The organism is Paraburkholderia sp. GW821-FHT02A12 (genome assembly GCF_059422005.1).
This window is the reverse complement of sequence record NZ_JBWKWA010000002.1, coordinates 3,487,720-3,511,613: the sequence shown is the minus strand read 5'-3', so window position 1 is coordinate 3,511,613 and position 23,894 is coordinate 3,487,720. Positions and strand designations below refer to the sequence as shown.

Genomic DNA, 23,894 nt, shown 5'->3' with positions numbered 1-23,894 from the left:
AACTATCTCTCAGCCAACAACGAGCGATAGGCAGCGTATGGAATCGCGCTTCAGTCACGAGGCGCGAGAATTCGCCCAAATCAGGAGATTGCAAAAGCCATGAGTACATCAGCCGAGAACGGACGGAAAGGCGGACAGCCTGCCATGCACACACCACCGGTTGTCTCGCCGCAGGCGTGGGAGGCGGCCCGCGAGCAGCTGCTCGTGAAGGAAAAGGCCCAGACCCGCGCCCGTGACGCCCTCGCCGCCGAGCGCCGGCGAATGCCGTGGATGGCCGTGGAGACGGCGTATGCGTTCGAGGGGCCTGCGGGCAAGGCCAGCCTGCTCGACCTGTTCGACGGTCGGCGTCAACTGATTGTCTACCGCGCCTTCTTCGAGCCGGGAGTGTTTGGCTGGCCCGATCACGCCTGCCGGGGCTGCTCCATGGTGGCCGACCAGGTCGCCCACGTCGCGCACCTGAACGCCCGTGACACCACCCTCGTCTTCGTCTCGCGTGCGCCTCAGGCGGACATTGCGCGGCTGAAGGCGCGGATGGGCTGGGAGATGCCGTGGTTCACCCTCACGGACAGCTTCGACGCCGATTTCGGCGTGGACGAGTGGCACGGCACGAACGTGTTCTACCGCGACGGCGCCCGGGTGTTCCGCACCTACTTCATCAACAACCGCGGCGACGAGCAGATGGGGGGCACCTGGAACTACCTCGACATCACGCCGCTGGGCCGGCAGGAGGTATGGGAGGACTCGCCCGAGGGCTATCCTCAGACACCGACCTACAAGTGGTGGAACTGGCACGACAGCTACGTCGCAGACGCAGCGCCCGACAAGAAGTGGGTCGAGGTGTCGGACGCCGGAGAGGCGGCGTTCCGGAACCAACACGTGAGCACGAAGCCATGAAGGCCTGTTCCGGTAGATCCGACGGGCGGCGACGGTCGGTCTGAGGGTTCCGCGATCGGCCGTAGCGCGAAGGTCTGCTATGAAGAGCGGTCGCGAATGTCCGGAACTGGCTGTTTGTCGCGGTTTTTCAAATCCAGTTAGACACTTTGTCATCATCTTGCTTGAAAAAGCCCGCGCAACCTGCCACCCGCACCGGCCAGTCTCCGTTATCGCGCCGATAGAGGCGTAAGCGCTCTCCGATTACTGACCGCGCCATCAAATGAATATGCCAGACGCACTGTTCCACGAGCCGCCTTCAAAAAACCTTGCGCACAATCCAAAAAACACTTTATATGCTTACTGCGGCCCGATATGCCGCTCTGGAAGAAAACCAATTAACAACTCAGGGCTGGGGAAAATCTGATGGCGAATACATTCGATTTACTTAGAAACAAGCGGGAGAAGCGCTATCAATGGATCATGATCGTGATTGGGGTCCTTCTGTGGATCGCCATTGCGCAGGCAATCTACAACCATTGGAATGACCCCAAGGCGGGCCACATCATCCGCCTCTACGCGGGATATGGCGTCGCGTTCGCGATCTTCTACTGGCTGGCAGCCGCGGCCTATCGCGCGTCCGCATTCGGCAACATGGTGCTGCTGGGCAGCGAGCAGTTCCCGGAGTTCCACGCGATGGTCGTCGAAGCGTCGCGGGAGATCGGCCTGTCCGCACCGCCGAAGACCTTCATCTACAACTCGAACGGCATTTTTAACGCCTTCGCGCGGCGCCTGCTCGGCGGCCGCTATGTCTTCCTGACCGGCGCACTCGTCGAAGCGAATAGCGATGCCCAAGTGCGTTTCGTGATCGGTCATGAGCTGGGCCATCATGCGGCCGGGCACCTGAATCCGTGGATCAACGCGCTCAAGCTGCCGGCGCACGTCGTCCCATTTCTCGGCAAGGCTTACTCGCGCTCGCGGGAATACACATGCGACAGCATTGGCGCCTATCTATCAAAGGACGCCCACGCGTCGCGCGGCGCATTGCAGATGCTGGGTTGCGGCTGCCGACGCCTGAATGCATCAATGGATTCCAACGCATTCATGGCTCAGGAAAAGATGGTGCCGCCCATCTTCGGCTTCCTAACCGAAATCTGCCGGACCCACCCGCGGCTGACGCGGCGGGTCGCTGCAATCAATAGCAGCGTGGCAAACCACGCACACGGTGGCTTCGAAAGCGCCTCGCGGGAGCCGCAATTCAACGTCGGCAGCCACACGCTGGACTCGAAATGAAGAAACTGACAGCTCTTTCGCCATGGGCGGCCAGTGGGTCCTGAACGTGTTCTCACTCGAGAAAGGGAAACCCATCCACATGGGCTTGGACAACCGGGTTCGGCCGCGATTTGAGCCATGGCCATCGACATGATCCTTCCTTCGATGTTGACCTTCGCCACCGTGAACTTAAATTGCCGCCGGAGCCGGCGTGGCGAATGAGTCGGCGCAGCGACGGCTACAGATAAGTGCAACAATAAAAGGCCGTCAGCGCCCTTTAAAACTTATTCTGTGACACGGAGGCGAACATGTCGGCGATCGCGAGGAAACGGGTTGCGGCAACGGTGAACAAGATTCTCGAAGCAGGGCTGGCGCCGTGGTTTGCGTCGGCCCTGGCGAGCGCTGCGCTCACCATCGGCTTGGCGCAGGCGCAGCCGCCGTCGTTCGAGACCTTCGCCGTGCCGACCGGCAGTGCGCCGCATGACGTCGCACCGGCTCCGGACGGCGCCGTGTGGTACACCGCACAGGCGCAGGGCGCGGTCGGACGGCTGGACCCGCGTAGCGGCAGGATCGACAAGATTCCGCTCGGCGCCGGATCGGCGCCGCACGGCGTGATCGTGGGTCCCGATCGCGCGGCGTGGGTGACTGACGGCGGCCAGAACGCGATTGTGCGCATCGATCCGAAGACGCTCGCCGTCACGCGTTTTCCGCTGCCGAAGGACCGGCCAGACGCCAATCTGAACACCGCCGTGTTCGACAAACAAGGGCATCTGTGGTTTACCGGGCAAAGCGGCATCTATGGCGAACTGGATCCGCAGCGCGCCCGCATGCGAGTCTTCGATGCGCCGCGCGGGCCCGGGCCCTACGGCATCTGCGTGACCCCGGGCGGTAGCCTGTATTTCGCGTCACTGGCGGGGAGTTATCTCGGTCGCATCGATCCCGGGAGTGGTGCGGCGCAGGTCATCGAGCCGCCAACGTCAAATCAGGGCGCGCGCCGCGTATGGTCCGATTCGAAGGGGCGCGTCTGGGTCAGCGAGTGGAACGCAGGAAAAGTCGGCGTATTCGATCCTGTGACGCATCAATGGCGCGAATGGCGACTGCCCGGCGACGATCCGCATGCGTACGCAATATTTGTAGACGACCAGGATATCGTCTGGCTCAGTGAATGGAGCGCCAACGCGCTAGTGCGCTTTGACCCGCGTGCCGAGCGGTTCGAAGTGTTTTCGCTGCCGCGCCCGCACGCGAACGTACGTGAGATGATGGGCCGCCCGGGCGAAGTCTGGCTGTCCGAATCCGGCACCGATCATCTGCTGCTCTACCGGTCCCGTGCAGCCGATGCGAGCGGGAATTGACGACACACTGTGCCGACACTGAAATTCCGAAGTCCGCTCCGCCCTGCGCGCAGGCCCAGCGCGAAAACGGCCTAGAGCAGCTGCAGAGTTTGCGGATCGGCTTCACCGCCGAAATACTTGCGCAGAGCTTCCACAAATACGTCGTTATCGCTCGTGGCGCGCGCGAACAGGCTGATCGACGATCGAAACTTCAGGTAATCCGGATATCCGAAAATTTCCTCTATGGAACGCTCTTTGACGAGGTTGACCAGTCGCGTCGATTCGCGGAGCCGTGGGCCGAGTAGCGGGTGGCGCAGATAGGCTTCGGCCTCGGCCAACGACGAGATCGCGAACCGCCGCGCCATTGCGCTTGCCCCGAGGCCCTGGATTTGCGGAAACACGAACCACATCCAGTGGCTTCGCTTGCGTCCATCCCTCAATTCATCGCATACCTGTGCGTACACCGGGTCTTGGGCGTCGACAAAGCGCTGAAGGTCATATAGATCATCCATTTCGTATTCCGTTGATGCCGGCGTGGAAATCCACCCTCGAACCCCGATTCTCGCACCTGTTTCCCACCTCGTCCGCCGCCCGCCGCGGCAATGACCTGCTGCCCAATGCGGCATCGAGAGTTGCGTTTTTAACGATAGCGCATCGGCGGCCTTCGCGCTCTCGCAACATCGGCAGCGCGGTGCGATCGGCTGAGTTCGACCCATACCGGCCGGTCACGTTTCTCCAAAGCGGCCGTTCAAGACTCCGGGCATTTAAACGTGATACGGAGTTGCGCCGCGGTGATGCAATCGACGGCGGACGGATAGAGATTGTGCTCGACTAGTAGCGCAAGCACTTCCTGCGTGATGCCAATGCGGTCATGAAAAAGAACGCCGAGTTACACGGTGGCCTCGCGGACGGCGTGTCAGTGATTGACGTACGCAAACTCCATGACGATATCCGTTTCGGCGCTATGCTCGCGATTAGCCGCGCATACTGGTGATTTACCGGCTTAGTACCAATTAGTCCCGGCCTTCTATCTTCGATACAGGTTTACTACGATCACACCGCCTAACGCGATGGTGCCGCCTATCAACGTCGAAAAAGTTGGGATCTCATGCAGTAAAACGTACGACACCACGACCGAAACTGGCGGTGCTGCATAAAGGAAACTCGATACCCGGCTCACTGGAAAGTTGGCTAGCGCATACGACCATGTGACGTATGCCACTGCGGCAGGACCGGCGCCAAGAAAGATCACAGCCCACAGCGCCGTCGAAGATGCCGTACTAACCTGTAGCAGCGCGGTCGGCAAGAACGGCGTCAACGCACACGTGCCAACCCATACCAGACACGCGGTCACGGGCAAGGCCCGATAGCGGCTCATCAATGGTTTCTGCACGACAAACTGCAGCGCCTGGCACATCGCAGCCGCCAACACAAACAGCGCTCTATGGTCTAATCGGACGCCGTCCCGCCCCCATAGCCCCACCACTGCGACGCCTGAGAAGCTTATCGCGATACCCGCCCACTGCAAAGCGCGCATCCGCTCATTCAGAAACGCGACGCCTAGCAACGCGGTAAAGATGGGGGCGACACTCATGATGAAACAGGCTGCGCCCGCGTCCACAGATTGTTCCCCGCTATTAAGCGCGAAATTGTAGAGCGCAATCCCTACGACACCGGCTAGCGCTACGCGCACGAAGTCGCGGCCACGGGGCCATTGCGGGCGAGCCGCTACGGCATAAAGGCCAAAAACCACTGATGCGATCAGGTAGCGCACGAAGGCCACCGCGCCCGGCGAGAAGCTGGTCAGCGCGGCCCTGATGCCAGGAAAAGCAGATGACCAGAGTAAGACTGTAATTACGACCGAAAGCGCCGCTTTTGTGCTCGCTGAAGGCAAGAAAGAAACTTGATTGCGTGGGCGTGTAAGCATGATGTCCTTTTTGAGTACCCCGCATTCTGGAATTGCTGTTTGCCTTGCACAATCGAGCATTTTTCACGCAAGATGTGACGAACGAACACAGGTCCGTCATGCGCTATCCGCCCCTCAATACATTGATCGCTTTTGAGTCAGCAGCGAGGCTTGGCAGTTTTAGCTGCGCGGGAACCGAACTGCATCTGACACATGGAGCCGTGAGTCGACAGATCGCTAGTCTCGAACGCCATCTCGGCGTGGTGCTGTTTGAGCGGCAGGCACGCGGCGTCAGACCGACCGCCGCCGGCCAGCGTTTCCATGTGGTGGTACGCAGCGCCCTTGCGGCAATCGAATTGGCGGCCGGGGAGCTGCGCGAGCACACCAGCGCAACAGAAGTGCGTGTATCGATAACGCCGTCTTTTGGTGCCCGTTGGCTGATGCCACGTCTTGCTCAATTTAACGCAACGCATCCGAACATCCTCCTCACACTAGATGCTGACCTCCGTCTCGCTGACCTGTCTGGAGAAGGATTCGATTTCGGGGTGCGCTATGGGGCGGGCCAATGGCGGGGCGTCGATGCGACACTGTTGCTTCGGGAGACGCTGTCGCCTGTTTGCGCACCGTCGTTTATCGCACCCGGGATGGCAGACCTCAATGCCCTGCTCGCATTACCGCTGCTGCACGATCACGATCATCATATGTGGCGCCTGTGGCTTGCAAACTTCGGATATAGCGATCCAACACTAGTGCGCAGTACGGTATTGAACGACTACAACCTTGTTCTGGAAGCGGCTGGCAATGGGCTGGGTGTTGCGATGGGCCGCAGCGTGCTGGTCGCCGATGAGCTCGCGCGGAAACGGCTGGTTGAGCCGCTGCCCCTACGCATCGACAGTCCCTACAGCCACTATCTGACCAAACCGACGGCGTTATTGCGGCCAGCCGCTCAGACGGTGTGGGATTGGTTCTGCCAGCAGGCGGGCGTGGTTTTGCCAACAGTAGGGACAAGCGGGCTTTGAGCGTCGCTGGCCATTTAGCCGACTTCATCGAATGACCGAGAGTAGCCGAACCCTGCCCGATGCCCTGCGCGCCTGAACTACCAAGCCGCCCATCGCGCGCCGACCCATAGGCGACAATGCCCCCGCCACGTAGCCGTCATTCAGGACCGCCGAAGTGGACATTAAGTGGTTCCCAGCCTGCATCACGTCACGTCTTCGAGAAAGTCCGTGATCGCATCACGACTCGGGGTAATGCCTTTCAGCTGAAGAACGGCGCTAGCATTGCCCCGATGATAAGTTCCATGCAGGCATACATGCAGAATGATCTCGCCTCGCTGCATACGCGTCGGCTTTCCGCTGGTGAAGACGAAATCGACAGGCTGCTCGAAATCGCTCTCCGCCAAACTATCCACGTAACACGCGTACCAGTCGTCGACCTTTCGCGCATTGCTCGCAAGCGCCTCGAGTTCCGGCATTCTCTCCGATCGCGGCGCCTGAAACGTGTGCGACTGTCCCTGCAGGTGATGCTGAAAGATTCTGTCGACCACATGTATATGGTCGAGGATGCGGAGCATGATCGACGCATCCTCACTGGTCAGCCGGTCGAAATTCTGGCTGACAACATCGTAGAGGCCGCGATCGGCCCATCGTTTGATGGCAACAAGTTTTGAGTAAGGCTGATAGATCATGAGACGTCTCCTCTCACCGTCCAGGTTACGACACGCGTTCGATCCAGGTTGGCTTCCCGGTTGCTATTCGATTCGCCAGATGCATAATACGAGTAACAGCTCGTATTTACCTACTCGCATTTGGAGCGCGAGAAATGGCGCGAAAACCGCTCACGAAACCAAGGAAACACGCCTCTCAAGGGAGATCGCGCGCGACAGTCGATGCCCTGATTGAAGCGACAGCTCGCATTTTGGTCAGGGACGGTTTCGATAAAGCCAGCACCAACCGTATCGCAGAAAAAGCGGGCGTGAGCGTTGGCTCGCTCTACCAATATTTCCCCGGCAAAGAGGCGCTCGTTACCGCCGTCAGGAAGCGCCATAGTCAGGAAGTCATGCAGGTCGTGCGTGGCGCGCTGGCAGAGGCCGCGGCGCTCCCGATGGAGCAAGCGGTGCGCACGCTTGTCACCGCAGCGATCGAGGCGCATCGCATCGATCCCAAGTTACATCGCGTGCTTGCCGAGCAGATGCCACGCACAGGAAGGCTTGAAAACACGGAAGTCTTGAACGGGGAAACCTATGCCCTGTTCAGGGCCTACCTTGAGGCCCACTGCGATGAGTTTCGCACAGTCGACCTGGGGCTTGCGGCGTTTGTGTGCGTGACCTCAATAGAGGCGCTGACGCATACAGCGGTCGTGCACCATTCCGATAGCCTCTCGGACGAAGCGTTCGGAGCGCTCGTCGACGAGGCCACACGGCTCATAGTCCGGTATCTGCAGTAGTCGCCGTGGTTGATGAGTGAGCAGCGAGCACTCGCGGAGTGCTTCGAGTCCCAATAGACGGGTGGTCGGCCAGAATAGCGCGATCAGGTTGGAACATGGCACACAATGCGACAAACGCGTCTTTCGAGTCCCGATCGCTTCACCGTCAGATGTAGAGGTCACGAGTGAATGTCTCTTTTCCGGCCGAAAGCCCACGCCATCGACTGACAGCTTTCGACCCATTTCAGCCAGTCGGTTTGCTCCGAACTGACCGTTCAACTTTCAAATTAACCGGCCCGCGCAGCTTCTCGCACAGGTCCGGTTGAGCGCAGGGTTAGGCGCGACTTACTCCTGTGGAACGAGCTCAACAATCACTACTCGGCACGGCACCTTACCGGCGTTCTTTGCAGAAATAGTGCCGGCCGGATGGTTCTCGCCCCTTCCTTCGAAATACGTGGAGCCGGCCTCGAAGGTCTGCGTCTTGCCCTCCTTCCAGTTGATGGTAATGGCCCCCTCCAATACGTAGCGGAGCCCTGGACCCTTATGCACATGAAAAGGAATCTCGCCACCGGGTTCGATGACCAGCATGGTCGCCTTCATATTCCACTTCCCTGGCGGAAGTTCTCCAAGGGGGACTTCCTGAAGCGTGTTCGCAGTGAATTTCTTGGGCGCTGGCGTTTGCGCCATTGACGGCCCCGAGCCCAACATGGCAATTGCGGCAAGAACGCTAACTACTCCGAGTTTCAGCTTTAGCATCATCATTCTCCTTCGTCCAGATGTGTCGCTACAAGAGAGACGCTAGGTACGTCATGTCATTGCCTCAGCATAGCCGACCACCAAGTGAAACGTAATGGCCACCGGCGGCTTCTGGCCGCGTGCATGTCTCATGCATTAGGCCTCGTTTCCCGTGGCGCGTACCGCGGCGATCGGCAGCACGCGACCCGTTGCGGTCTGTCGACCCAATGCGACATTTCGGGCGGCTTTCAAGGTACAACGGCCGTTCATCGATTCGCGACGGTCAATTCGAAGCGAGGCGGCCGCCTGGCGAGGGAAACTGCGGAGGGATGGCCGTTTTGTGATGAGCGTCAGGCGCTGCTTTAAGCCGCTAAGCCCCGGGCTTCGTGAAGAATCCATTTCGCAAATGCCTGTAGTGGCCCTTCACTCAACTCGATCGGCTCAGGAAGAACGAGGCAGAAGTTTTTGGTAATCGCTTTGCCGTCCGGCCAAGGCGCGACCAAACGGCCTTGTTCAAGCTCTGCCCCGACGTAAAGACGCGGCACCAATGCAACACCCAAGCCGGCTAGCGCCGCCTCTATCAGCATGGAATGGAGATCGTAACGTGCGCCAACCGCCGAATTGGTCAGCGCGATGCCGACCTCTTGTGCATAAAGCTGCCACGCGTCCGGATTTTGTCTCCTGTGAAGGCGTGGCAGCTCATCTAGCGATATGTTCGCATCGGCGTCTGCGAGGAGCGCCGGACTACAGATGGGCACAAGCACCTCCTCCAGCAGGCGATGTAGACGCATACCCGCCCATGCTGGATGCTCAAAATGGATTGCTGCGTCGAAACCGCTACCAGCAAGAATGAAAGGTTCCATACGTTCTGCGATATGCACGGTAATGTTCGGATGCTTATTTTGAAAGTGTTTCAGCCGAGGGATAAGCCAACGGGTGGCAAAGGTCGGAATTGCGGCGATATCAATGCTCGCGCCCTCGATGGGCTGACCCATCAGATATAGGCTGTCCCGTTCCAGCCGATCCAGGCTCTCGCGAACCTGCACCGCGTATCGCGTGCCGTTGGGCGCAAGCCGAACCCGATTTCCAATGCGCTCGAACAGTGCGACACCCAAAAACGCCTCCAATCGACCAATCTGACGACTGATGGCGCCCTCGGTCAGCGCTAATTCCTCGGCCGCGCGGGCGAAGCTGCCGTGTCGAGCCGCGGCCTCAAAAGCCAGGAGCGCGGAATTGCTTGGAATCTTACGTCGCATTTGAGTCTCGCCGGTTGGTATGCATTCGACGCCAGCTTGAGTAAACGTCACTGAAGGCTGACTTTATATCGATATATACGCGGGAAATGTCAGATTAGCATTACGTTACTGCAATGAACATGAATCGTTTGCTGCAATATGCTCACCCGTCACGAAGGATAATCTGATGATCTACACCGTGGAATGCAGCTTCGCCGATCCCAACAGCGAAGCCGAATGGAACGACTTCTACAGCCTTGAAAAACTGCCCGCCCTCATCTCGGTCACTGGCTTCCACACGTCGCAGCGCTTCAAGTCGTTAAGCGATGGTTGCCCGGTTTACCTCGCCGTCCACACGATTGACAGTCTCGATGTCCTGACGGGAGATGAATATCGCCAGAAAGGCGGTGGCAATTTTGCAAGGTGGCAGCAACACATCACCGACTGGCACCGAAATCTCTACAGCGATATCGGCCTTGCGCCGGCGGTCAATGCAGACGAACTCCTCGTGCTTTGCGCAGGCGGCCCCGAACCTCTGATCCAGATGGGCCTCACACCGTTGGCGATGCAAGCAGTTGCACTGGAGAAGTTTCCGGACCGCCGTTGGCTCGCAAGACTGCCTCGGCGAAACGCTCAGCTTGTCGAGAGCATGTCGGAAGGCGTCCACCTTTACTTGCCGATGACGGAACAACTGACGAGTTCCCGCACCGTTTCGATCGAACAGTAAAAATAGGTCCGCGATGCCCAATGTCACTTTCTATATTCCTACGGGGCAAATGCCGTCTGATGAGACGCTTGCCGAGCTTTCCAGCGACTGCATCAAACTCTGTACGAGTGTCCTTGGAGCTGCACTCAAAAACGTTCATGTCATCTATGTCGACGTTCGGAATGGGCACGGACATCCCGTCTTCGCGGAAGTCCAATATCGCCTTGAGACATTTCGCACGCCCCCGGTAATGAACCAGTTCATGGAAGCCCTGGACGACGCCATCGCGCGCCGCACTGGTCTCACGGCGCGCATCCGTTGTTTTGGATATGCCGCATCGAACATTCACGCCCGAAATTAGAAAGTCTTCCGGAGAAGAATTGTGTCCACCTTTACCTTTCCAAGTCAGCGAGTCGGGGATTTCACGATCACCGCAATCAGCGACGGCTACCTCACCGCTAGCCTGGACTTCCTCTCGAACATCGACCCGTCCGAGGCCTGCAGAATGCAAAGTGATGCAGGGCAGAAGGAGCCTTCCGCCGTGCATATCAACTGCTATGTAGTACGCGGAGCGGGCCGCACGATTCTCATCGACGGTGGGGCTGGAGGCATCAAGCAATGGGGTGGCCGCCTGAGAACCAATTTATCGCTTGCTGGCGTCGACCCGTCCGAGATCGACACGATCCTGCTCACACACGCCCATCCCGACCATGTCGGAGGGCTAGTGGACACAGCCGGACAAATTACCTTTCCGAATGCGGAGCTTATTGCTCATCAGCGAGAGGTCGGATTTTGGCAGGACGACGGAAATCTAAGTCGCGCCAGCGAGCGTGCCCGCGGTAACTTCCTGATAGCGCGTCAAGTGTTCGACGGCTACCGCGACAGGCTTCGCACTTTCAATGAGGGAGAAGTGCTTCCCGGTATCCGAGCGATGTCGCTACCGGGACACACAGATGGACACTCCGGATATCTTCTCGAATCCCATGATCAGGGCCTGCTTGTTTGGGGAGATATTGTTCATTTTCCTCACATCCAGATTAAACGGCCAGACGTATCGATTGCGTTCGATCAAGACCCTTCCCTGGCAGCCACCACACGATCACGGCTCCTGGACCTGGTCAGTTCGGAGGGACTTTTGATCGCCGGTATGCATTTGGGGGAACTCGGCTTCGCGCGAATAAAACGAACGAGCGGGAGCTACGGTCTGCTTTACGAGACCGAAGCATGAGGCCGCGAACAGAAGCAACCACATCTGATACCACTTCGGCATTCTGCACTGGAGCAACTACGAACACTGCGATGCCGTGACAACGGCCTTGGCCGCTTCGTGCTTTTTAAGGGACATTCTCACTGCACTAACGGAGCAGCCGCTTCGGCGGATGAAGGAGTGTTTGTCTTTGCCAATCGGATGGCCGGTTACGGGGGCGCAGCCGACGCGTGAACGTCCGACCGACAACGCATGTGAACGGCCGCTCTTGGCCGACCCCGGACACGCGATAAAGCAGATCATCACCCGAGTTCGATCGGCTGCCCGTGCCGCGTATGGCGCGCCGCCGCGTCCCACGCGTTGCGGCGACGCAGGAGCGAGTCGTCAGTCGCTAGTCCCTTGATCGTGCTGATGCGCTCCAGCGCTGTCAGCCAATGACAGTAGTAAGTGTCGCCGCGGTCTGTGTCGCCGGTGGCCTGCGCGTCGCAGATTGCCTGGTTCAAGCACTTTGCCCACTCCGCCCAGGTGAACATGCCGCACTCGTGCAACGCCAGCGTCATGGCAAACGCCTGCGCTTCCCATGGCGCGTTGAAAACGGGCCCTGCATCGTCACAAGGCAATGCCGGCAAGGTAGCGCGCAGTTCGGGCAGGTTCGTCTGAGCGTCAGTCATGGCAGGCAGGTGGGTGCCCGGTCGAGATACGGTTCCCAGCAATCGACGCACACCGATGCCGCAGTCGTATCAGGTCCCCAGAGCTCAGCGCTGTCGAAGCGCACGGTATAGAGCCATTGCGGTTGCTCGCCGAAGCCGTTCGCGTTTGCATCGGGAAAGACATGCGCGCCGTGCACGGCAACAATACGCCCTCGTTTGCCCCGACAATAGCGCGGCAAACGAGTGTGCGTGGAAGGATTGATTTGCCGAGTCTGTACCCAGTCGCCGATGGCAAACCGTGCTTCGAAGGCCACGGGGCGATCGGCGGGGCTGCCCCGGAGCAGCGTCGCGGATACCTCTTTGGCTATCAACACACGGGGAAGCCGTGCAGCTTCACGCCTCGATTCGCCTGCCTCGATTTCGTCGGCAGTGGCCAGCCCCGTGCTCAGCACGAGCTTCTTCAACCCCTCAAACCAGATCTCGTAGTAGCTGCTGGAGAGGTATTGCACGGGCGGCAAGCTCTCCCGCGCCGCGCGAGACATGTCGATGTTCCACTTTCCGACTGCACCCATGGCCAGCGTGATCGCGAGCACCCTGCGCTCCCAGTCCGCATGAAAGGGCGAGACGTCGTCATCGGGGCATATTGGACCGAACGCCTGCATTCCGCCGAGATCCTGCGCGCCGTTCATGGCGTCTCTCCGATCGACTCCGGCGTCTTCGGCAATCCGGTGCCGATCATCGAATCGCGTGTTACCAGTTCAGCGAGTGCCTCTTCGGAGAAATCACTGGTTCCGGGCGGCTGCATGGGCAACACAAGATAGCGAACCTCAGCAGTGGAGTCCCAGACGCGAAACTCGACCTCGGCGGGCAATTCGAAGCCGAACTCCTTTAATACACCACGAGGATCAATGACAGCACGTGACCGGTAAGGCGCCGATTTGTACCAGACCGGCGGAAGCCCGAGCACAGGCCACGGATAGCATGAGCACAATGTGCAGACCACCATGTTGTGTACGGCGGGCGTGTTCTCCAGCGCGATCATGTGCTCGCCCTGTCTGCCCGTGTAGCCGAGTGATGCGATCGCTGCAGTGGCGTCGTCGAGCAGCCATTGCCTGTACGCCGGATCACGCCACGCTTTCGCGATCACCCGGGCGCCATTGCGCGGCCCGACTTTGTGCTCATATGTCTCGATGAGTATTTCCAGTGCGTGCGGATCGACATACCCTTTCTCCACCAGCAGGGATTCCAGAGCACGGACACGCAGATCCATCTCCGACAACGCACTACCGTGGTGGTCGCGAGTGTCGGCGTGCAGATGCTCCTGGTGATTGCTATCGGAATCGTTACCGTTCATTGCAGTGCGCCGGAAACAATATTAGACAGAACGAGTATGGTTCCCGCGGGGCGCAAATGCAATCTCGGTTAGGCACGCGCTCCACGGGACCAACAAGCCCGAACCGTCGCACAATGAAAACACGCTTGTGATTAGGGTGTCGTTTCGCCCCCAATAGCGTAAAACCGGACGCAGTGGGAAATACTTGTCCCCCGGCTGCTTCTGGGGTACGCCGACAGTCGCGACGGGCAGCGGCTGGTCATTAGCACCCACGCTAAATATCGGCCAGGAGCAGTCGCCCGACATCCATTGTCACCGATAGTCAACGGAGACCTGGCCGTTCATCTGTTCGCGAATTGCGTCCCGCAACAAGTTGGTTTCTTCCCAGCGGACGCGCTACTGAACTGTTGGCCAACGGCCAACAATCCACGGACACACGTTGGCGTTTATCCGGCGATTACTCGGCTGAACCGGCTTCAGGCACTTCAGCCTTGATGGCGATCCATCGTGGAATGCTCTGTCGCCACAGATAATTACGTTCCGGCTGGGAGAGCGCTCAGGCCGCTGGCACGCTGGTTGCGAGTACTTGAATGAGGACGCGGCGTGCGCCTCATTCAAAGTCCACCAACTTTTTAGCGAGGTAAGCAACCATGTCTGACGTCAAAATCAAAGATCTGTCACCGGTCCCGTTTTTCGCGCATTTTCTGGAAGGTCAATTCTCCAGGGAACTCACGGGGGAGGAGATGAAGGCTGTACGCGGCGGCTCAGTCGTGACGATGGTCGCCCCTTCCGATCAGGAGGGCGTGCCGATCAGGGGGTTGCCGGATATTCAGGCACTGCTCCCGAGTGGGCTTGCTCACTTTCGGAACGACCCTCTCACGCCATACCCGGTGACGATGGCGTATCCCTCAGACGGGGAAGTCGCCGCCCGCCCCCTCTAGTCGCTGTGAATCCGTCGCGAGACTGAACTTGGCGTTGAGTGGCCGGCGCCATGTTCTCGCGGCGGCCACTTGATCCAGTCAACTGCCCCCGGTGTAGATGAACATCCAAGGCAAACACAACCCGTTAGCGGAGGGGCTACAGTATGTCCGATCAGCATCGAAGGCCGGTGATTCTGATTATCACCCATAGCAACGATAACGAGAGTATTCCACTGGTAATGGATGCCGTAGTGGAACAAGGTGGCACAGCCTATCGGTTCGATACCGATGGATTTCCTACCGACATTCAACTCTGCAACCAGTACAGTGGCGGCGACGAACACCTGTTGCTCACATGCGACCACTACGAACTGGACCTCGGCACCGTGTCTGCAGTGTGGTACCGGCGCGTTGCCATCGGTCAGTGCATCCCTGAGACGATGGACCCGCAACTGAGACGGGCCGCGATCGATGAATCGCGAGCCGCGGTACAGGGTATGATCGCCAGCCTCGACGCCTTTCATCTCGATCCCGTCTACCGCCTGCGCCGCGCCGAAAACAAGCAGCTCCAGTTAAAGATCGCCAGAGAGGTCGGACTGGAGATTCCACGCACCGTGATCACGAATGAGCCAGATGCTGTGCGTCTGTTTGCACGCGAATGCAGCCGGGGAATCGTCATGAAAACGCTGTCCTCGTTTGCGATCTATGAACGAGGCGAACAGAAGGTGGTCTTTACCAACGCTGTCCAAACCAGGGATCTCGAACACCTCACCGATCTCCGTTACTGCCCGGCCATATTTCAGGAACACGTTCCCAAGGCCCTGGAGCTCCGGGCCACAATCGTCGCTGACCGGGTGTTCACCGCCTCCATCGATTCCCAGCGTTCAGAGAAATCCAGTATCGATTGGCGCCGTGACGGTTTTGGACTCATTTATGAATGGGAACCGTACGAGCTTCCGGCCGAGGTCGAGGAACGACTTCTGCAACTCATGCGTTTCCTGGGCCTCCACTATGGCGCAGCAGATTTCATCCTCACCCCCGATGGTCATCATGTCTTTCTGGAGGTCAACCCGGTGGGCGAATTCTTCTGGCTGGAGAAATACCGGGGATTACCGCTCTCCAGCGCGATCGCCCACCTGCTTGTTTCCAGGCAAAGAGATCGGTGAAACACACGCCTGAAACCGACCGCGAACCGTCACCGACTTGACCTCTCGCGTCCCGGGAACGGAGCAAGAAGTACGCAGAGGCGGCTACGACCTGGTGAGCACACTTCAATACGTGTAGGCGCCGATCACGTCTTTAACCTTTGCCAACGCCTGCCGGAGCGTGATCAAATCCACGGATCCGAGTGCGAGGCGAATCGCATGCGGCGCATGTTCCGATGTCGCGAAGGGTTCAGCGGTCGACACGGAGATGTGCTCGCGAACGAGCGCCATCGCAACCAGGTCGGCACGAACCTCTTCGGCCAAAGGGAGCCAGAGGAAGTATGACGCCGGATGAGAGACGCGTCGCAGTCCGGAGAGAAGCTCGGCAGCCATCGATTGACGGACCATCGCATCATGACGCTTTTCCATCTCGAGCCGGGTGACCGTGCCATCGTCGAGCCAGCCACACGCAATAGCAGTCATCACGCCGGCCGTGTTCCAGGTCGTGGCCCTGATTGCCCGCTCGATCAGAGGCACCCACTGACCCGGGGCTGCGACGAATCCGACCCGGAGTCCGGTGGCTACGCTTTTTGACAATCCCGAGACGTACACCGTTGTCTCAGGCGCGAGCGCTGCCAACGGGGCCGGTGGGTCTTCGGCCAGGAAGGCATAGGCCGCGTCCTCGATGATGAGCAGCCCGTGCCGACGCGCAATCGACACCAATTTGTGTCGCAGTTGGGCATTCATCACCCATCCCAGCGGATTGTGCAGTGTAGGCATCGTGTATATGGCACGCACTCGCCGATTCTTGCATAGCCGCTCCAGGGCCTTCAGGTCAGGGCCGTCGCCCGCAACCGGAATCGGTGCGAGTTCGAGACGCAACGTTTCCGCCAGCACCTTGAACCCCGGATAGGTCAAGGCGTCGACCGCGACCACATCGCCGGGTCGCAAAAGTGCCATGACGGTTGCTGTCAGCCCGTGCTGCGCGCCGTTCACTATCAATACCTGATCTCCTTCGACCGCCAGCCCCCGGCAGGAAAGGTGACGCGCGACAGCCGCCCGCTCGTGCTGCCGCCCACCGTGCGGTTGATAGCGCAGCAAAGCTTCCAGGTCGCCGGACGATGCGAGCTGGCGTAGCGCACTTCTCAGAAGCTCGGCCTGGCCGGGGAGGGACGGATAGTTGAAATTGAGGTCCGCCAGATCTGCCGCTGTGGCGTGTTGATCGATACCCAGGCCGGGCGGAAGAGACGTTTCTCTAACGAACGTGCCGCGGCCGGTTTCTCCGCTGACCAGGCCCATCGCTCCAAGCTCGGCGTAGACGCGCGTCGCTGTGACAAGGGCAAGCCCTTCTTTGGCCGCGAGTTGCCGATGGGTCGGCAAGCGCGTACCCGGCGACAGGCGCCCCGAACGGATGTCGGCCGCAAACGCATCCACCAGAAGCTTGTACCGGGCCTGAGCCATATGGGAATGTATCCATGACAATAATTTGATTGTATTAATTGTCGGCCATAAGATACCTCATCGCAACTCGATTCGCATTGGCGGACGGCAGTGTTGTGCGCGGCACGAACCTCCGGCATGCCCTCCATTTAAGGAGCGTTTATGAACCGTCTTACGGTTACAGAGAAAATTATCGCCGCCAAGGTGTCGCTGGGTATCAGGTGGTCGGACGTTGCCGCCAAGGTGGGACTCAGCAAGGAATGGGTTACCGCCGCGTGCTTGGGCCAAATGACGCTGAGCAAAGAGCAGGCGGAGGTTGTCGCAGAAATCTTCAGTCTGACCGAAGAAGAGGCGAAGTGGTTGACCGTCACACCGTACAAAGGCTCACTGCCTACGGCGGTCCCGACTGATCCGCTCATCTATCGTTTCTACGAGATGGTCAACGTGTACGGGACCACGTTCAAGGCACTTATTCACGAAGAGTTCGGCGACGGCATTATGAGTGCCATCGACTTCAAGATGGATCTGCAGCGCGAGAATGACCCGAATGGCGACCGCGTGCGAATCGTTATGAGCGGCAAGTTCCTCCCTTACAAGCAGTACTGATTTACCGATCCTATTTGCACAGGAAGACGACACCATGCACATCGCCATTCTCACCTTCGAAGGCTTTAACGAACTCGACTCGCTCATCGCGCTCGGCGTCCTGAATCGAGTCAAGAAACCAGACTGGCGCGTGTCGATCGCCAGCCCCACGGCGCGAGTACGGTCGATGAACGGCGTTGTTCTCGAATCGCAGGTCTCCCTGCACGAGGCAAGTGCTGCTGATGCGGTCATCGTGGGTAGCGGCATGAAGACCCGTGAAGTCGTCGCCGACGCGGCGATGATGGCGCAGTTGCAGCTCGATCCGTCAAGACAGCTACTCGCTGCGCAATGCTCCGGCACGCTGGTGCTGGCCAAACTCGGGTTGCTCGACGGGGTGCCGGCTTGTACAGATCTGACGACGAAACCGTGGGTCCAGGAAGCTGGCATTGACGTCTTGAACCAGGCTTTCTTTGCCAACGGTAACGTCGCTACCGCGGGTGGGTGCCTTGCGTCGCACTATCTTGCTGCCTGGATCATTGCCCGCCTGGAGGGTATCGATGCGGCAGCCAATGCAATTCACTACATCGCTCCAGTCGGGGAGAAAGACGACTATGTATCGCGTGCAATGCGACATATCGCGCCGTTCTTGCAGGACAACCCGGCGACCGTTTGATGAAGAGAATTTCAGACAAGGAGAAAGCACATGACAATTCGCGTATTCCAAGCCGCCACACACCGGCAACTCACCGATTTGAAGATCCCGGAAACGGTCGCATTCCTCGACGACGTCGGGTCGTCTGGGAACAAGAGTACGCCGATTACAGCGGGCCTATTTCGAATGGGCCATGGACAGGCGATGCCCTACACCTATGCGTTCGATGAGTTCAAGCTCGTTCTTGAAGGCGAGATGACGGTCACTGACGAAACTGGCAAAGTCTTCGAGCTGAAGGCGGGCGACCTTATCCAGTTTTCTGCTGGCGCCAAGGTGAATTTCTCGTCGAAATCCAGTGGACTGGCGTTCTACGTTGCCCAGCGCTGACATAGACCATCATCAATCTTTGGTCGGCTGTAATCCCGCGGGACGTTCATATAAATTAGCCCGGAATCCAGTAGTCCGATGAAGATCGAAGCTGCCGCTATCAGATCATGCTGTAGACGGAGAAGCAGTCGCGCGGCGTATTCGACTCGACGCCGCCTTAAGAGGCCAGTTCAAAAAGGCTGCTCCGTACGCCTGAAGATGTTCCAGCAGACGAGGGCGCAGCCGAATTTCAAGAATGCTTCGTGAATGTCAGCTCGACGATCGAAGCGTATGCGAAGACGACGGAAGTTGTGGAGCCACGAGTGAGTCCGTTCAACGACCCAACGGAATTTGCCCAGACCACTGCCATGTTCAGTGCGGCGCCTTGCGATCACCGGTTTGATGCCGCGTTCGCGCAATCGTTGACGATGCGCATCGGAATCGTAACCACGATCGGCATAGATGACCTTGGGTCTCTGAAGTGGTCGGCCGCGCGCGCCGCGGATCGGGGGAATCGCGTCGACGAGCGGCAGCAACTGGGTGACGTCGTTGCGGTTCGCGCCGGTCAGGATGGCGCTGATGGGAACGCCATTGGCGTCTACGAGGATGTGGTGCTTGGAACCGGGTCGCGAGCGATCCGTGGGGTTCGGGCCAGTTTTTCGCCCGCCCCAACAGATCGTACCGACGAGGAATCGACGGCAGCGTATGAAAGATCGATCTGCCCGGCCTCGCGCAACTTGTCGAGCAGCAGTTCGTGCAGTCGATCCCATACTCCTGCTTTGCGCCAGTCGTTCAGTCGTCGCCAGCAGGTCGCGCCGGAGCCAAAGCCCAATACGGTCGGCAGGTGGTTCCATCGCAGACCGGTTTTCAACACGAACAGGATGCCATTCAACGCCGCCCGATCCGATACGCGTGGGCGACCAGGATGCTCTTTGCGTCGGGGCTTGGGCGGCGGCAGTAACGGTTCGATCAGTGTCCACAATTCGTCATCAATGATCGGCGCTTCCATCCCTTGGGTTCCGTTGTGTTGGGTAGCCGGAGACGGTTACCCGTCCCCAGCCCCCTGAGAACCGTGCGTGCTCCTTTCGGTCGCACACGGCTCAAGCCTCTGCCAAGGCACCTTTCGATACCCGCGTTCGCAACTTACTTCCCGGCATACTGACTTCCATGGCAATCGGGATGGTGCAGTTGAATGTTGCTCGCCGCGCCTGATCCGCCTTCGGTTCTTTTCACAATCAGCCGGGTCGCCCAAGGGCTACCCGGTGCGATCGGTTCCTGACAGGTCGGACACAGGCCATCCTGCCGTAGCCAGACGCGGTAGAGTTTTACCCTGCCCCTTGGCGAGTTCATCATCTTCTTACCCCAGCGGGCTTCAAAGTAAGGTTCCCACTTCGGGTCGTGCGGGTTTGCTCCGGCCTTGATCTTGATGTGCCGCCGTATTGGCGTGTCGGCTTCCTTCAGCAGGGCGAGTTCTACTCGACTTCCATCCTTCTGTTTTTCGGTTGCGGAAAATACCCAAATCCGGGAGCCTTGGGTTTGGAAGTATTTCTCTTTCACCCAGCGGGCTCCTTTCTCCGGATGTCGCCGAACCGCCCATTGCCACAGCATTGCCCAGACATGTGAATCAATCTTGCCAAAGGTTTCCTTGGCGACCACATGGCGGTGATAGTTCGCCCAACCACGAAGAATCGGATTGAGCAGCCGTATCAGATTGGCCTGTTTAGCCGTCTTGTTGCCTTTGACGACTTCCCGGATCTTGACAAGATGGGCTTTGACATTCGCTTTCGACGGCTTGATCAACAGCTTGCCGCTGTACTTGCGGAAATTCCATCCGAGGAAGTCGAACCCTTCGTCGATATGCGTTACCCTGGTCTTTTCCGGAGACAGGACGAGTCCGCGTTCTGCCAGGAATGCGACCACTGTGGGCTTGACTTCGTTTTCCAGCCACTCTTTCGAGTTGCCAGTAATGATGAAGTCGTCCGCGTAACGCACCATGTGCATCTTCAGCCTAGTCTGCTCCGCTTTTGGAAATTTCTTCGCAAGCATCGCCTCCAGACCATCCAGACTCATGTTTGCCGCGACCGGTGAGATAATTCCGCCTTGCGGCACACCAGCCTCGGTCGGGAAGAGTTCGTCCTGGTACACATATCCCGCCTTGAGCCACTTCTGCAGGATCACCTTGTCCGTGGGGATGTTGGCGACCATCCATGCGTGGCTGATCTCGTCGTAACAGGCCTTAATGTCGGCTTCCAGTACCCACTGTGCGCTGGCCTTTTTTGCGAGGACAATGAAGCACTGCGCCCCCGCGTCGGCTGTCGCGCGTTCCGGCCTGAACCCATATGAGTTCGGGTCGGCAGTGGTTTCCGCAATGGGTTCGAGCGCTAGCAAATGTAAAGCTTGCATTGCCCTGCACCGCATCACGGGTATACCGAGCGGCCTCATTTTCCCGTTCTTCTTCGGTATCATTACCCGTCGAAGCGGCAGAGCCGAGTAACCCCGTCTCTTCAACGACGCAATCGCGTTGGTCTTTGCCCTCGATGTTTTCCAGATGACCTTGTCGACACCGGGGGTGTTCCTGCCTTTATTTTCAGTCACCCGTTTGACGGCTAATGCCTTGCCGCTGAACGAGTGGGTCAGCAGCCATTGCAAGGCTTTCACCTTGTTGTACTTGCCGGCCTGTGTCCACTTCACAATACGCGCTTGCAGCCGTCTTACCTGACGCTGGACATCGGCCCAACTGATACCGTCCCATGCCACGCCGGAAGGCGCACACGCTAATGTTGCTGCGTCCATTTGCTTCCCCTCCGCTAAAATGGTTCTGCCCACTCTCTTGTGATGAGAGACCATGAGGAAGTCTGCCCGCTTTCGCGTGGGATGATGCTGCAACCCCTGTCCATCCGATTACAGGATGGCGTTCGCTTTGTCCTCAATCCTTCGCCCGCATCGCCATTGGCAGGCCTTGCGACCTGCTGTCCCCGAAGGGAGCGATACGGGATTTCCACGTTCCGCTCGTAAAAGTACGTCGACTTAGGCGCCTGCTATCGGCCGGGAAGCATATGGGTCACGACCGCGTAATCTGAAAACGCTAGTCCCACTTCCATTACCTTTTGGTTCAAGCGTAAAAGCCATTTCCGCTTATTCTTGGTCACGACCTTTATCGCAGATTCACATGTGTTCGCCATATCGACTATCTGGCACTCATCCGGCTTATGGCTGCCAGAAGGGTACGCCTCTCGCGATTGATACCCTGCACCTCGCGGTGCTTTGTTACGTTGTCCGGTTCGCACTTGATTCAGAACCGTAGATTCATCCAGTGACATGGATGGTCCCTTCCTGGTGAAGTTGGGACAACTTCTACAAGCGACCTCGTGTCGCACTCAGACATCCAAGGTTAACAGCTTGCCGAGAAAGTAAACAGCCCCCTCAGGGGTTTTTGAACTGGCCTCTAAGGGAGATTGATTCCGGATTGTTGGCGCCAATTACCTCGTACCCGCCTTTTTCCTCGGCGGATTCGCAAGATCGCGGCGAGCAGCCTTTGCCACAGCCGCGATACTTGTGGCGAGACGTTGGGTGGCAGTTTCAATTTCGTCGTCGCTGAAACCGCCGAGACCCAGTATCAAACCCATTGGGCCTTTGCCACCCGAATACATTGGAGATACCGCCCGTACGGCAACCCCGCTTTGGGCAGCGAGCGACGCCACCGACGTGTCGTCAACGCCTCCACCCAGCCAGAGCACCATGTGCATACCCTGATCGCTTGGCTGCAACCAGGCGACTTTCTTCGGCAACAGCCGCTCGATGGTCTCGATGATTCGCGCGCGGCGGTCCGCATAGACGCCACGAATTCGCCGGATGTGACGGTCCAGGTGACCTTCCGCGATGAAGGCCGCGAGCACATGCTGATCGGCATTCGGCGGGTTGCGATCCATCAGCACGCGCGCACCGCAGAACGCCTCCACCAGGTTCCCCGGAACCACGGCATAGCCGAGCCGCAATGACGGAAACAGTATTTTGCTAAAGGTGCCGAGATAGACCACCCGGTCAGGGTCCAGCCCCTGGAGCGACGGAAACGGATGTCCCGCATAACGCAGTTCGCTGTCGTAGTCGTCCTCGACCACCCAGGCGTTGTTTGAGCAGGCCCACGCCAACAGCGCGTTACGCCTCGCCATGCTCAATGGCATTCCCAGCGGATACTGGTGCGACGATGTGACGAATGCCACCCGTGCATGCGGGTCCAGCTTAATGCCCGCATCGACGTTGAGGCCCTCCGCGTCGACGGGCACCCGGATCATGCGCTCCGGGCGACCGGTGCTTTCGAGAATTGCTGTAATGCCCCTGTACGCCGGGTCCTCCACCCACGCCGACGCGTCGGCATCGAGCAGCACCTGGCATGAAAGGTAAAGGCCCTGCTGTGTGCCGCTTGTGATGATCACCTGTTCAGCCTCGCAGCGGACTGAGCGCGATTTCCTGACGTAATCGGCCACCGCTTCGCGCAGCGCCCGCGCCCCTTGTGGGTCGCCATACCCCGCCGGCGCGCCGGGTCCGCGGGCGCGCAGCCGGTTGCCGAGCCGGCGCCAGACATCGTCCGGAGCGGCGGGTCCAACCGGCACCGAAACGGCGAAGGGCGCCTGCGGTACCGCGGCAAACTGACGGGCAACCTGTGCGAACAGGCGGGCGCGTTCTGGAAGCGGGGCTGATTCAACGGATGAGGAGCGCCCGCGCGCATCGGCGGGAGGCGTCAGCGACTGCGCCACGCGCGTGTCGGCTCCAGGGTGCGATTGCAGAAAACCCTCGGCGATCAGTTGCTCGAATGCCTCGATGACGGTTCCACGGGCAACATGCAACGACGCAGCCAGCGTGCGCGTGGATGGAAGCACCTCGCCGGGTTTGAGGTCGCCACGGCGGACGGCATCGCGGAGCGCCTGCGCGAGCTGACGCCCCAAATGACCCGCCGCTCGATCCAGCATGCCGATCGACGGAACCTCCACTGCTTTCGGTCTTCGAGCCATGGCTTTCTGGTCCAAAGAAAATGATCCAAACTGGTTCTACAACATAAACCAGTTTGCCGCCACAATTCTTTACAGACCTGGAGCCCTGCAATGTGCAGGCCTGCCGCA

Annotated in this window: 25 protein-coding genes; 13 read left to right on the top strand and 12 right to left on the bottom strand. The window is 59.0% G+C overall.

The window, feature by feature from the left end; genetic code table 11:
- Positions 1 to 99 precede the first annotated feature (99 nt).
- The 3 genes from AC07WT_RS37295 (at position 100) to AC07WT_RS37285 (ending at position 3,494) form a co-directional block, all read left to right on the top strand.
- Complete coding sequence (locus tag AC07WT_RS37295) at positions 100 to 894, top strand: DUF899 domain-containing protein (RefSeq protein ID WP_494950826.1); 795 nt, start codon at positions 100 to 102, stop codon at positions 892 to 894.
- 402 nt (positions 895 to 1,296) lie between these two features.
- Positions 1,297 to 2,163: a M48 family metallopeptidase gene (locus tag AC07WT_RS37290; RefSeq protein ID WP_492596172.1), complete on the top strand. Its 867-nt coding sequence runs from the start codon at positions 1,297 to 1,299 to the stop codon at positions 2,161 to 2,163.
- A gap of 287 nt (positions 2,164 to 2,450) precedes the next feature.
- Positions 2,451 to 3,494 carry a Vgb family protein gene (locus AC07WT_RS37285; protein ID WP_494950825.1) on the top strand — a complete coding sequence of 348 codons (1,044 nt, stop codon included), beginning with the start codon at positions 2,451 to 2,453 and terminating at the stop codon, positions 3,492 to 3,494.
- Positions 3,495 to 3,565: 71 nt separating this feature from the next.
- Here AC07WT_RS37285 and AC07WT_RS37280 read toward each other — a convergent pair whose 3' ends face one another.
- Positions 3,566 to 3,985, bottom strand: a complete 420-nt coding sequence (locus AC07WT_RS37280; protein WP_494950824.1) for a DUF1810 domain-containing protein — start codon at positions 3,983 to 3,985, stop codon at positions 3,566 to 3,568.
- A 515-nt stretch (positions 3,986 to 4,500) separates the two neighbouring features.
- Positions 4,501 to 5,460, bottom strand: coding sequence for a DMT family transporter (locus tag AC07WT_RS37275; protein ID WP_494950823.1), 960 nt, complete (start codon positions 5,458 to 5,460; stop codon positions 4,501 to 4,503).
- A 38-nt stretch (positions 5,461 to 5,498) separates the two neighbouring features.
- On the opposite strand from AC07WT_RS37275, the gene AC07WT_RS37270 reads away from it, so the two are divergent.
- Positions 5,499 to 6,398 carry a LysR substrate-binding domain-containing protein gene (locus AC07WT_RS37270; RefSeq protein ID WP_494950822.1) on the top strand — a complete coding sequence of 300 codons (900 nt, stop codon included), beginning with the start codon at positions 5,499 to 5,501 and terminating at the stop codon, positions 6,396 to 6,398.
- Between the two features lie 182 nt (positions 6,399 to 6,580).
- On the opposite strand, the gene AC07WT_RS37265 is transcribed toward AC07WT_RS37270, so the two are convergent.
- Positions 6,581 to 7,066, bottom strand: a complete 486-nt coding sequence (locus AC07WT_RS37265; protein WP_494950821.1) for a DinB family protein — start codon at positions 7,064 to 7,066, stop codon at positions 6,581 to 6,583.
- Positions 7,067 to 7,200: 134 nt separating this feature from the next.
- On the opposite strand from AC07WT_RS37265, the gene AC07WT_RS37260 reads away from it, so the two are divergent.
- Positions 7,201 to 7,824, top strand: a complete 624-nt coding sequence (locus tag AC07WT_RS37260) for a TetR/AcrR family transcriptional regulator (protein ID WP_494950820.1) — start codon at positions 7,201 to 7,203, stop codon at positions 7,822 to 7,824.
- 324 nt (positions 7,825 to 8,148) lie between these two features.
- Here AC07WT_RS37260 and AC07WT_RS37255 read toward each other — a convergent pair whose 3' ends face one another.
- Together AC07WT_RS37255 and AC07WT_RS37250 are read right to left on the bottom strand one after the other, a co-directional pair.
- Positions 8,149 to 8,559, bottom strand: coding sequence for a cupin domain-containing protein (locus tag AC07WT_RS37255; protein WP_494950819.1), 411 nt, complete (start codon positions 8,557 to 8,559; stop codon positions 8,149 to 8,151).
- 341 nt (positions 8,560 to 8,900) lie between these two features.
- Positions 8,901 to 9,794 (bottom strand): LysR substrate-binding domain-containing protein, encoded by an 894-nt coding sequence (locus AC07WT_RS37250; protein ID WP_492596170.1) that lies wholly within the window; start codon positions 9,792 to 9,794, stop codon positions 8,901 to 8,903.
- 166 nt (positions 9,795 to 9,960) lie between these two features.
- Between AC07WT_RS37250 and AC07WT_RS37245 the strand changes: the two genes are divergently transcribed.
- The 3 genes from AC07WT_RS37245 to AC07WT_RS37235 are packed head-to-tail and all read left to right on the top strand — an operon-like array spanning position 9,961 to position 11,707.
- Positions 9,961 to 10,500 (top strand): sugar ABC transporter, encoded by a 540-nt coding sequence (locus AC07WT_RS37245; protein ID WP_494950818.1) that lies wholly within the window; start codon positions 9,961 to 9,963, stop codon positions 10,498 to 10,500.
- Between the two features lie 13 nt (positions 10,501 to 10,513).
- A complete protein-coding gene (locus tag AC07WT_RS37240) occupies positions 10,514 to 10,840 on the top strand; it encodes a hypothetical protein (protein WP_494950817.1) in 327 nt (108 codons plus the stop codon).
- A gap of 21 nt (positions 10,841 to 10,861) precedes the next feature.
- The gene (locus tag AC07WT_RS37235; RefSeq protein WP_494950816.1) at positions 10,862 to 11,707 is read left to right on the top strand and encodes an MBL fold metallo-hydrolase; all 846 of its coding nucleotides are present in this window, start codon (positions 10,862 to 10,864) and stop codon (positions 11,705 to 11,707) included.
- Positions 11,708 to 11,988: 281 nt separating this feature from the next.
- Here AC07WT_RS37235 and AC07WT_RS37230 read toward each other — a convergent pair whose 3' ends face one another.
- From AC07WT_RS37230 to nthA, 3 genes are read right to left on the bottom strand one after another with little or no spacing between them, the layout of a single operon-like run.
- Entirely contained in the window at positions 11,989 to 12,357 is a 369-nt protein-coding gene (locus AC07WT_RS37230) for a nitrile hydratase accessory protein (RefSeq protein WP_494950815.1), read from the bottom strand.
- On the bottom strand, positions 12,354 to 13,025 hold the full coding sequence (nthB, locus tag AC07WT_RS37225; protein WP_494950814.1) for a nitrile hydratase subunit beta: 672 nt from the start codon (positions 13,023 to 13,025) through the stop codon (positions 12,354 to 12,356). The genes AC07WT_RS37230 and nthB overlap by 4 nt, the downstream gene beginning before the upstream one ends.
- Positions 13,022 to 13,690, bottom strand: a complete 669-nt coding sequence (gene nthA, locus AC07WT_RS37220; RefSeq protein WP_494950813.1) for a nitrile hydratase subunit alpha — start codon at positions 13,688 to 13,690, stop codon at positions 13,022 to 13,024. Before nthA ends, nthB begins: the two co-directional genes overlap by 4 nt.
- A 629-nt stretch (positions 13,691 to 14,319) precedes the next feature.
- On the opposite strand from nthA, the gene AC07WT_RS37215 reads away from it, so the two are divergent.
- Together AC07WT_RS37215 and AC07WT_RS37210 are read left to right on the top strand one after the other, a co-directional pair.
- Positions 14,320 to 14,610: a microviridin/marinostatin family tricyclic proteinase inhibitor gene (locus AC07WT_RS37215; RefSeq protein ID WP_492596011.1), complete on the top strand. Its 291-nt coding sequence runs from the start codon at positions 14,320 to 14,322 to the stop codon at positions 14,608 to 14,610.
- A gap of 143 nt (positions 14,611 to 14,753) precedes the next feature.
- Complete coding sequence (locus AC07WT_RS37210) at positions 14,754 to 15,755, top strand: MvdC/MvdD family ATP grasp protein (RefSeq protein WP_494950812.1); 1,002 nt, start codon at positions 14,754 to 14,756, stop codon at positions 15,753 to 15,755.
- A gap of 105 nt (positions 15,756 to 15,860) precedes the next feature.
- Here AC07WT_RS37210 and AC07WT_RS37205 read toward each other — a convergent pair whose 3' ends face one another.
- On the bottom strand, positions 15,861 to 17,195 hold the full coding sequence (locus AC07WT_RS37205) for an aminotransferase-like domain-containing protein (RefSeq protein ID WP_494950811.1): 1,335 nt from the start codon (positions 17,193 to 17,195) through the stop codon (positions 15,861 to 15,863).
- A gap of 141 nt (positions 17,196 to 17,336) precedes the next feature.
- Here AC07WT_RS37205 and cynS point away from each other — a divergent pair, with 141 nt between their 5' ends.
- Genes cynS through AC07WT_RS37190 form a run of 3 tightly spaced genes read left to right on the top strand, consistent with a single transcriptional unit; the run spans position 17,337 to position 18,798 of the window.
- A complete protein-coding gene (gene cynS, locus AC07WT_RS37200; RefSeq protein WP_494950810.1) occupies positions 17,337 to 17,780 on the top strand; it encodes a cyanase in 444 nt (147 codons plus the stop codon).
- 34 nt (positions 17,781 to 17,814) lie between these two features.
- Positions 17,815 to 18,432: a DJ-1/PfpI family protein gene (locus AC07WT_RS37195; protein WP_492596015.1), complete on the top strand. Its 618-nt coding sequence runs from the start codon at positions 17,815 to 17,817 to the stop codon at positions 18,430 to 18,432.
- Between the two features lie 30 nt (positions 18,433 to 18,462).
- On the top strand, positions 18,463 to 18,798 hold the full coding sequence (locus AC07WT_RS37190; RefSeq protein ID WP_494950809.1) for a cupin domain-containing protein: 336 nt from the start codon (positions 18,463 to 18,465) through the stop codon (positions 18,796 to 18,798).
- A 170-nt stretch (positions 18,799 to 18,968) separates the two neighbouring features.
- Here the strand turns inward: AC07WT_RS37190 and AC07WT_RS37185 are convergent.
- The 3 genes from AC07WT_RS37185 to pdxR all read right to left on the bottom strand — a co-directional run bounded on the left by AC07WT_RS37185 (position 18,969) and on the right by pdxR (position 23,786).
- Positions 18,969 to 19,786 (bottom strand): IS5-like element ISRme6 family transposase gene (locus AC07WT_RS37185; RefSeq protein ID WP_494950808.1). Its coding sequence is split into 2 segments (ribosomal slippage): positions 18,969 to 19,438 and positions 19,438 to 19,786, totalling 819 coding nucleotides; the frame shifts between segments, so codons are not numbered across the junction.
- 134 nt (positions 19,787 to 19,920) lie between these two features.
- Positions 19,921 to 21,570, bottom strand: a complete 1,650-nt coding sequence (ltrA, locus tag AC07WT_RS37180; protein ID WP_494950807.1) for a group II intron reverse transcriptase/maturase — start codon at positions 21,568 to 21,570, stop codon at positions 19,921 to 19,923.
- Between the two features lie 686 nt (positions 21,571 to 22,256).
- A complete protein-coding gene (pdxR, locus tag AC07WT_RS37175; protein WP_494951143.1) occupies positions 22,257 to 23,786 on the bottom strand; it encodes a MocR-like pyridoxine biosynthesis transcription factor PdxR in 1,530 nt (509 codons plus the stop codon).
- Positions 23,787 to 23,894 lie beyond the last annotated feature (108 nt).

Bases quoted from the DNA above. Each gene is read 5' to 3' on its own strand.
- AC07WT_RS37275 (WP_494950823.1), bottom strand. From the start codon at position 5,460: ATGCTCGATTGTGCAAGGCAAACAGCAATTCCAGAATGCGGGGTACTC.
- AC07WT_RS37280 (WP_494950824.1), bottom strand. From the start codon at position 3,985: ATGGATGATCTATATGACCTTCAGCGCTTTGTCGACGCCCAAGACCCG.
- AC07WT_RS37290 (WP_492596172.1), top strand. From the start codon at position 1,297: ATGGCGAATACATTCGATTTACTTAGAAACAAGCGGGAGAAGCGCTAT.
- AC07WT_RS37215 (WP_492596011.1), top strand. From the start codon at position 14,320: ATGTCTGACGTCAAAATCAAAGATCTGTCACCGGTCCCGTTTTTCGCG.
- AC07WT_RS37285 (WP_494950825.1), top strand. From the start codon at position 2,451: ATGTCGGCGATCGCGAGGAAACGGGTTGCGGCAACGGTGAACAAGATT.
- AC07WT_RS37295 (WP_494950826.1), top strand. From the start codon at position 100: ATGAGTACATCAGCCGAGAACGGACGGAAAGGCGGACAGCCTGCCATG.
- ltrA (WP_494950807.1), bottom strand. From the start codon at position 21,570: ATGGACGCAGCAACATTAGCGTGTGCGCCTTCCGGCGTGGCATGGGAC.
- AC07WT_RS37265 (WP_494950821.1), bottom strand. From the start codon at position 7,066: ATGATCTATCAGCCTTACTCAAAACTTGTTGCCATCAAACGATGGGCC.
- nthA (WP_494950813.1), bottom strand. From the start codon at position 13,690: ATGAACGGTAACGATTCCGATAGCAATCACCAGGAGCATCTGCACGCC.
- AC07WT_RS37230 (WP_494950815.1), bottom strand. From the start codon at position 12,357: ATGACTGACGCTCAGACGAACCTGCCCGAACTGCGCGCTACCTTGCCG.
- cynS (WP_494950810.1), top strand. From the start codon at position 17,337: ATGAACCGTCTTACGGTTACAGAGAAAATTATCGCCGCCAAGGTGTCG.
- AC07WT_RS37250 (WP_492596170.1), bottom strand. From the start codon at position 9,794: ATGCGACGTAAGATTCCAAGCAATTCCGCGCTCCTGGCTTTTGAGGCC.
- AC07WT_RS37210 (WP_494950812.1), top strand. From the start codon at position 14,754: ATGTCCGATCAGCATCGAAGGCCGGTGATTCTGATTATCACCCATAGC.
- AC07WT_RS37255 (WP_494950819.1), bottom strand. From the start codon at position 8,559: ATGCTAAAGCTGAAACTCGGAGTAGTTAGCGTTCTTGCCGCAATTGCC.
- nthB (WP_494950814.1), bottom strand. From the start codon at position 13,025: ATGAACGGCGCGCAGGATCTCGGCGGAATGCAGGCGTTCGGTCCAATA.
- pdxR (WP_494951143.1), bottom strand. From the start codon at position 23,786: ATGGCTCGAAGACCGAAAGCAGTGGAGGTTCCGTCGATCGGCATGCTG.
- AC07WT_RS37245 (WP_494950818.1), top strand. From the start codon at position 9,961: ATGATCTACACCGTGGAATGCAGCTTCGCCGATCCCAACAGCGAAGCC.
- AC07WT_RS37260 (WP_494950820.1), top strand. From the start codon at position 7,201: ATGGCGCGAAAACCGCTCACGAAACCAAGGAAACACGCCTCTCAAGGG.
- AC07WT_RS37190 (WP_494950809.1), top strand. From the start codon at position 18,463: ATGACAATTCGCGTATTCCAAGCCGCCACACACCGGCAACTCACCGAT.
- AC07WT_RS37240 (WP_494950817.1), top strand. From the start codon at position 10,514: ATGCCCAATGTCACTTTCTATATTCCTACGGGGCAAATGCCGTCTGAT.
- AC07WT_RS37270 (WP_494950822.1), top strand. From the start codon at position 5,499: ATGCGCTATCCGCCCCTCAATACATTGATCGCTTTTGAGTCAGCAGCG.
- AC07WT_RS37205 (WP_494950811.1), bottom strand. From the start codon at position 17,195: ATGGCTCAGGCCCGGTACAAGCTTCTGGTGGATGCGTTTGCGGCCGAC.
- AC07WT_RS37195 (WP_492596015.1), top strand. From the start codon at position 17,815: ATGCACATCGCCATTCTCACCTTCGAAGGCTTTAACGAACTCGACTCG.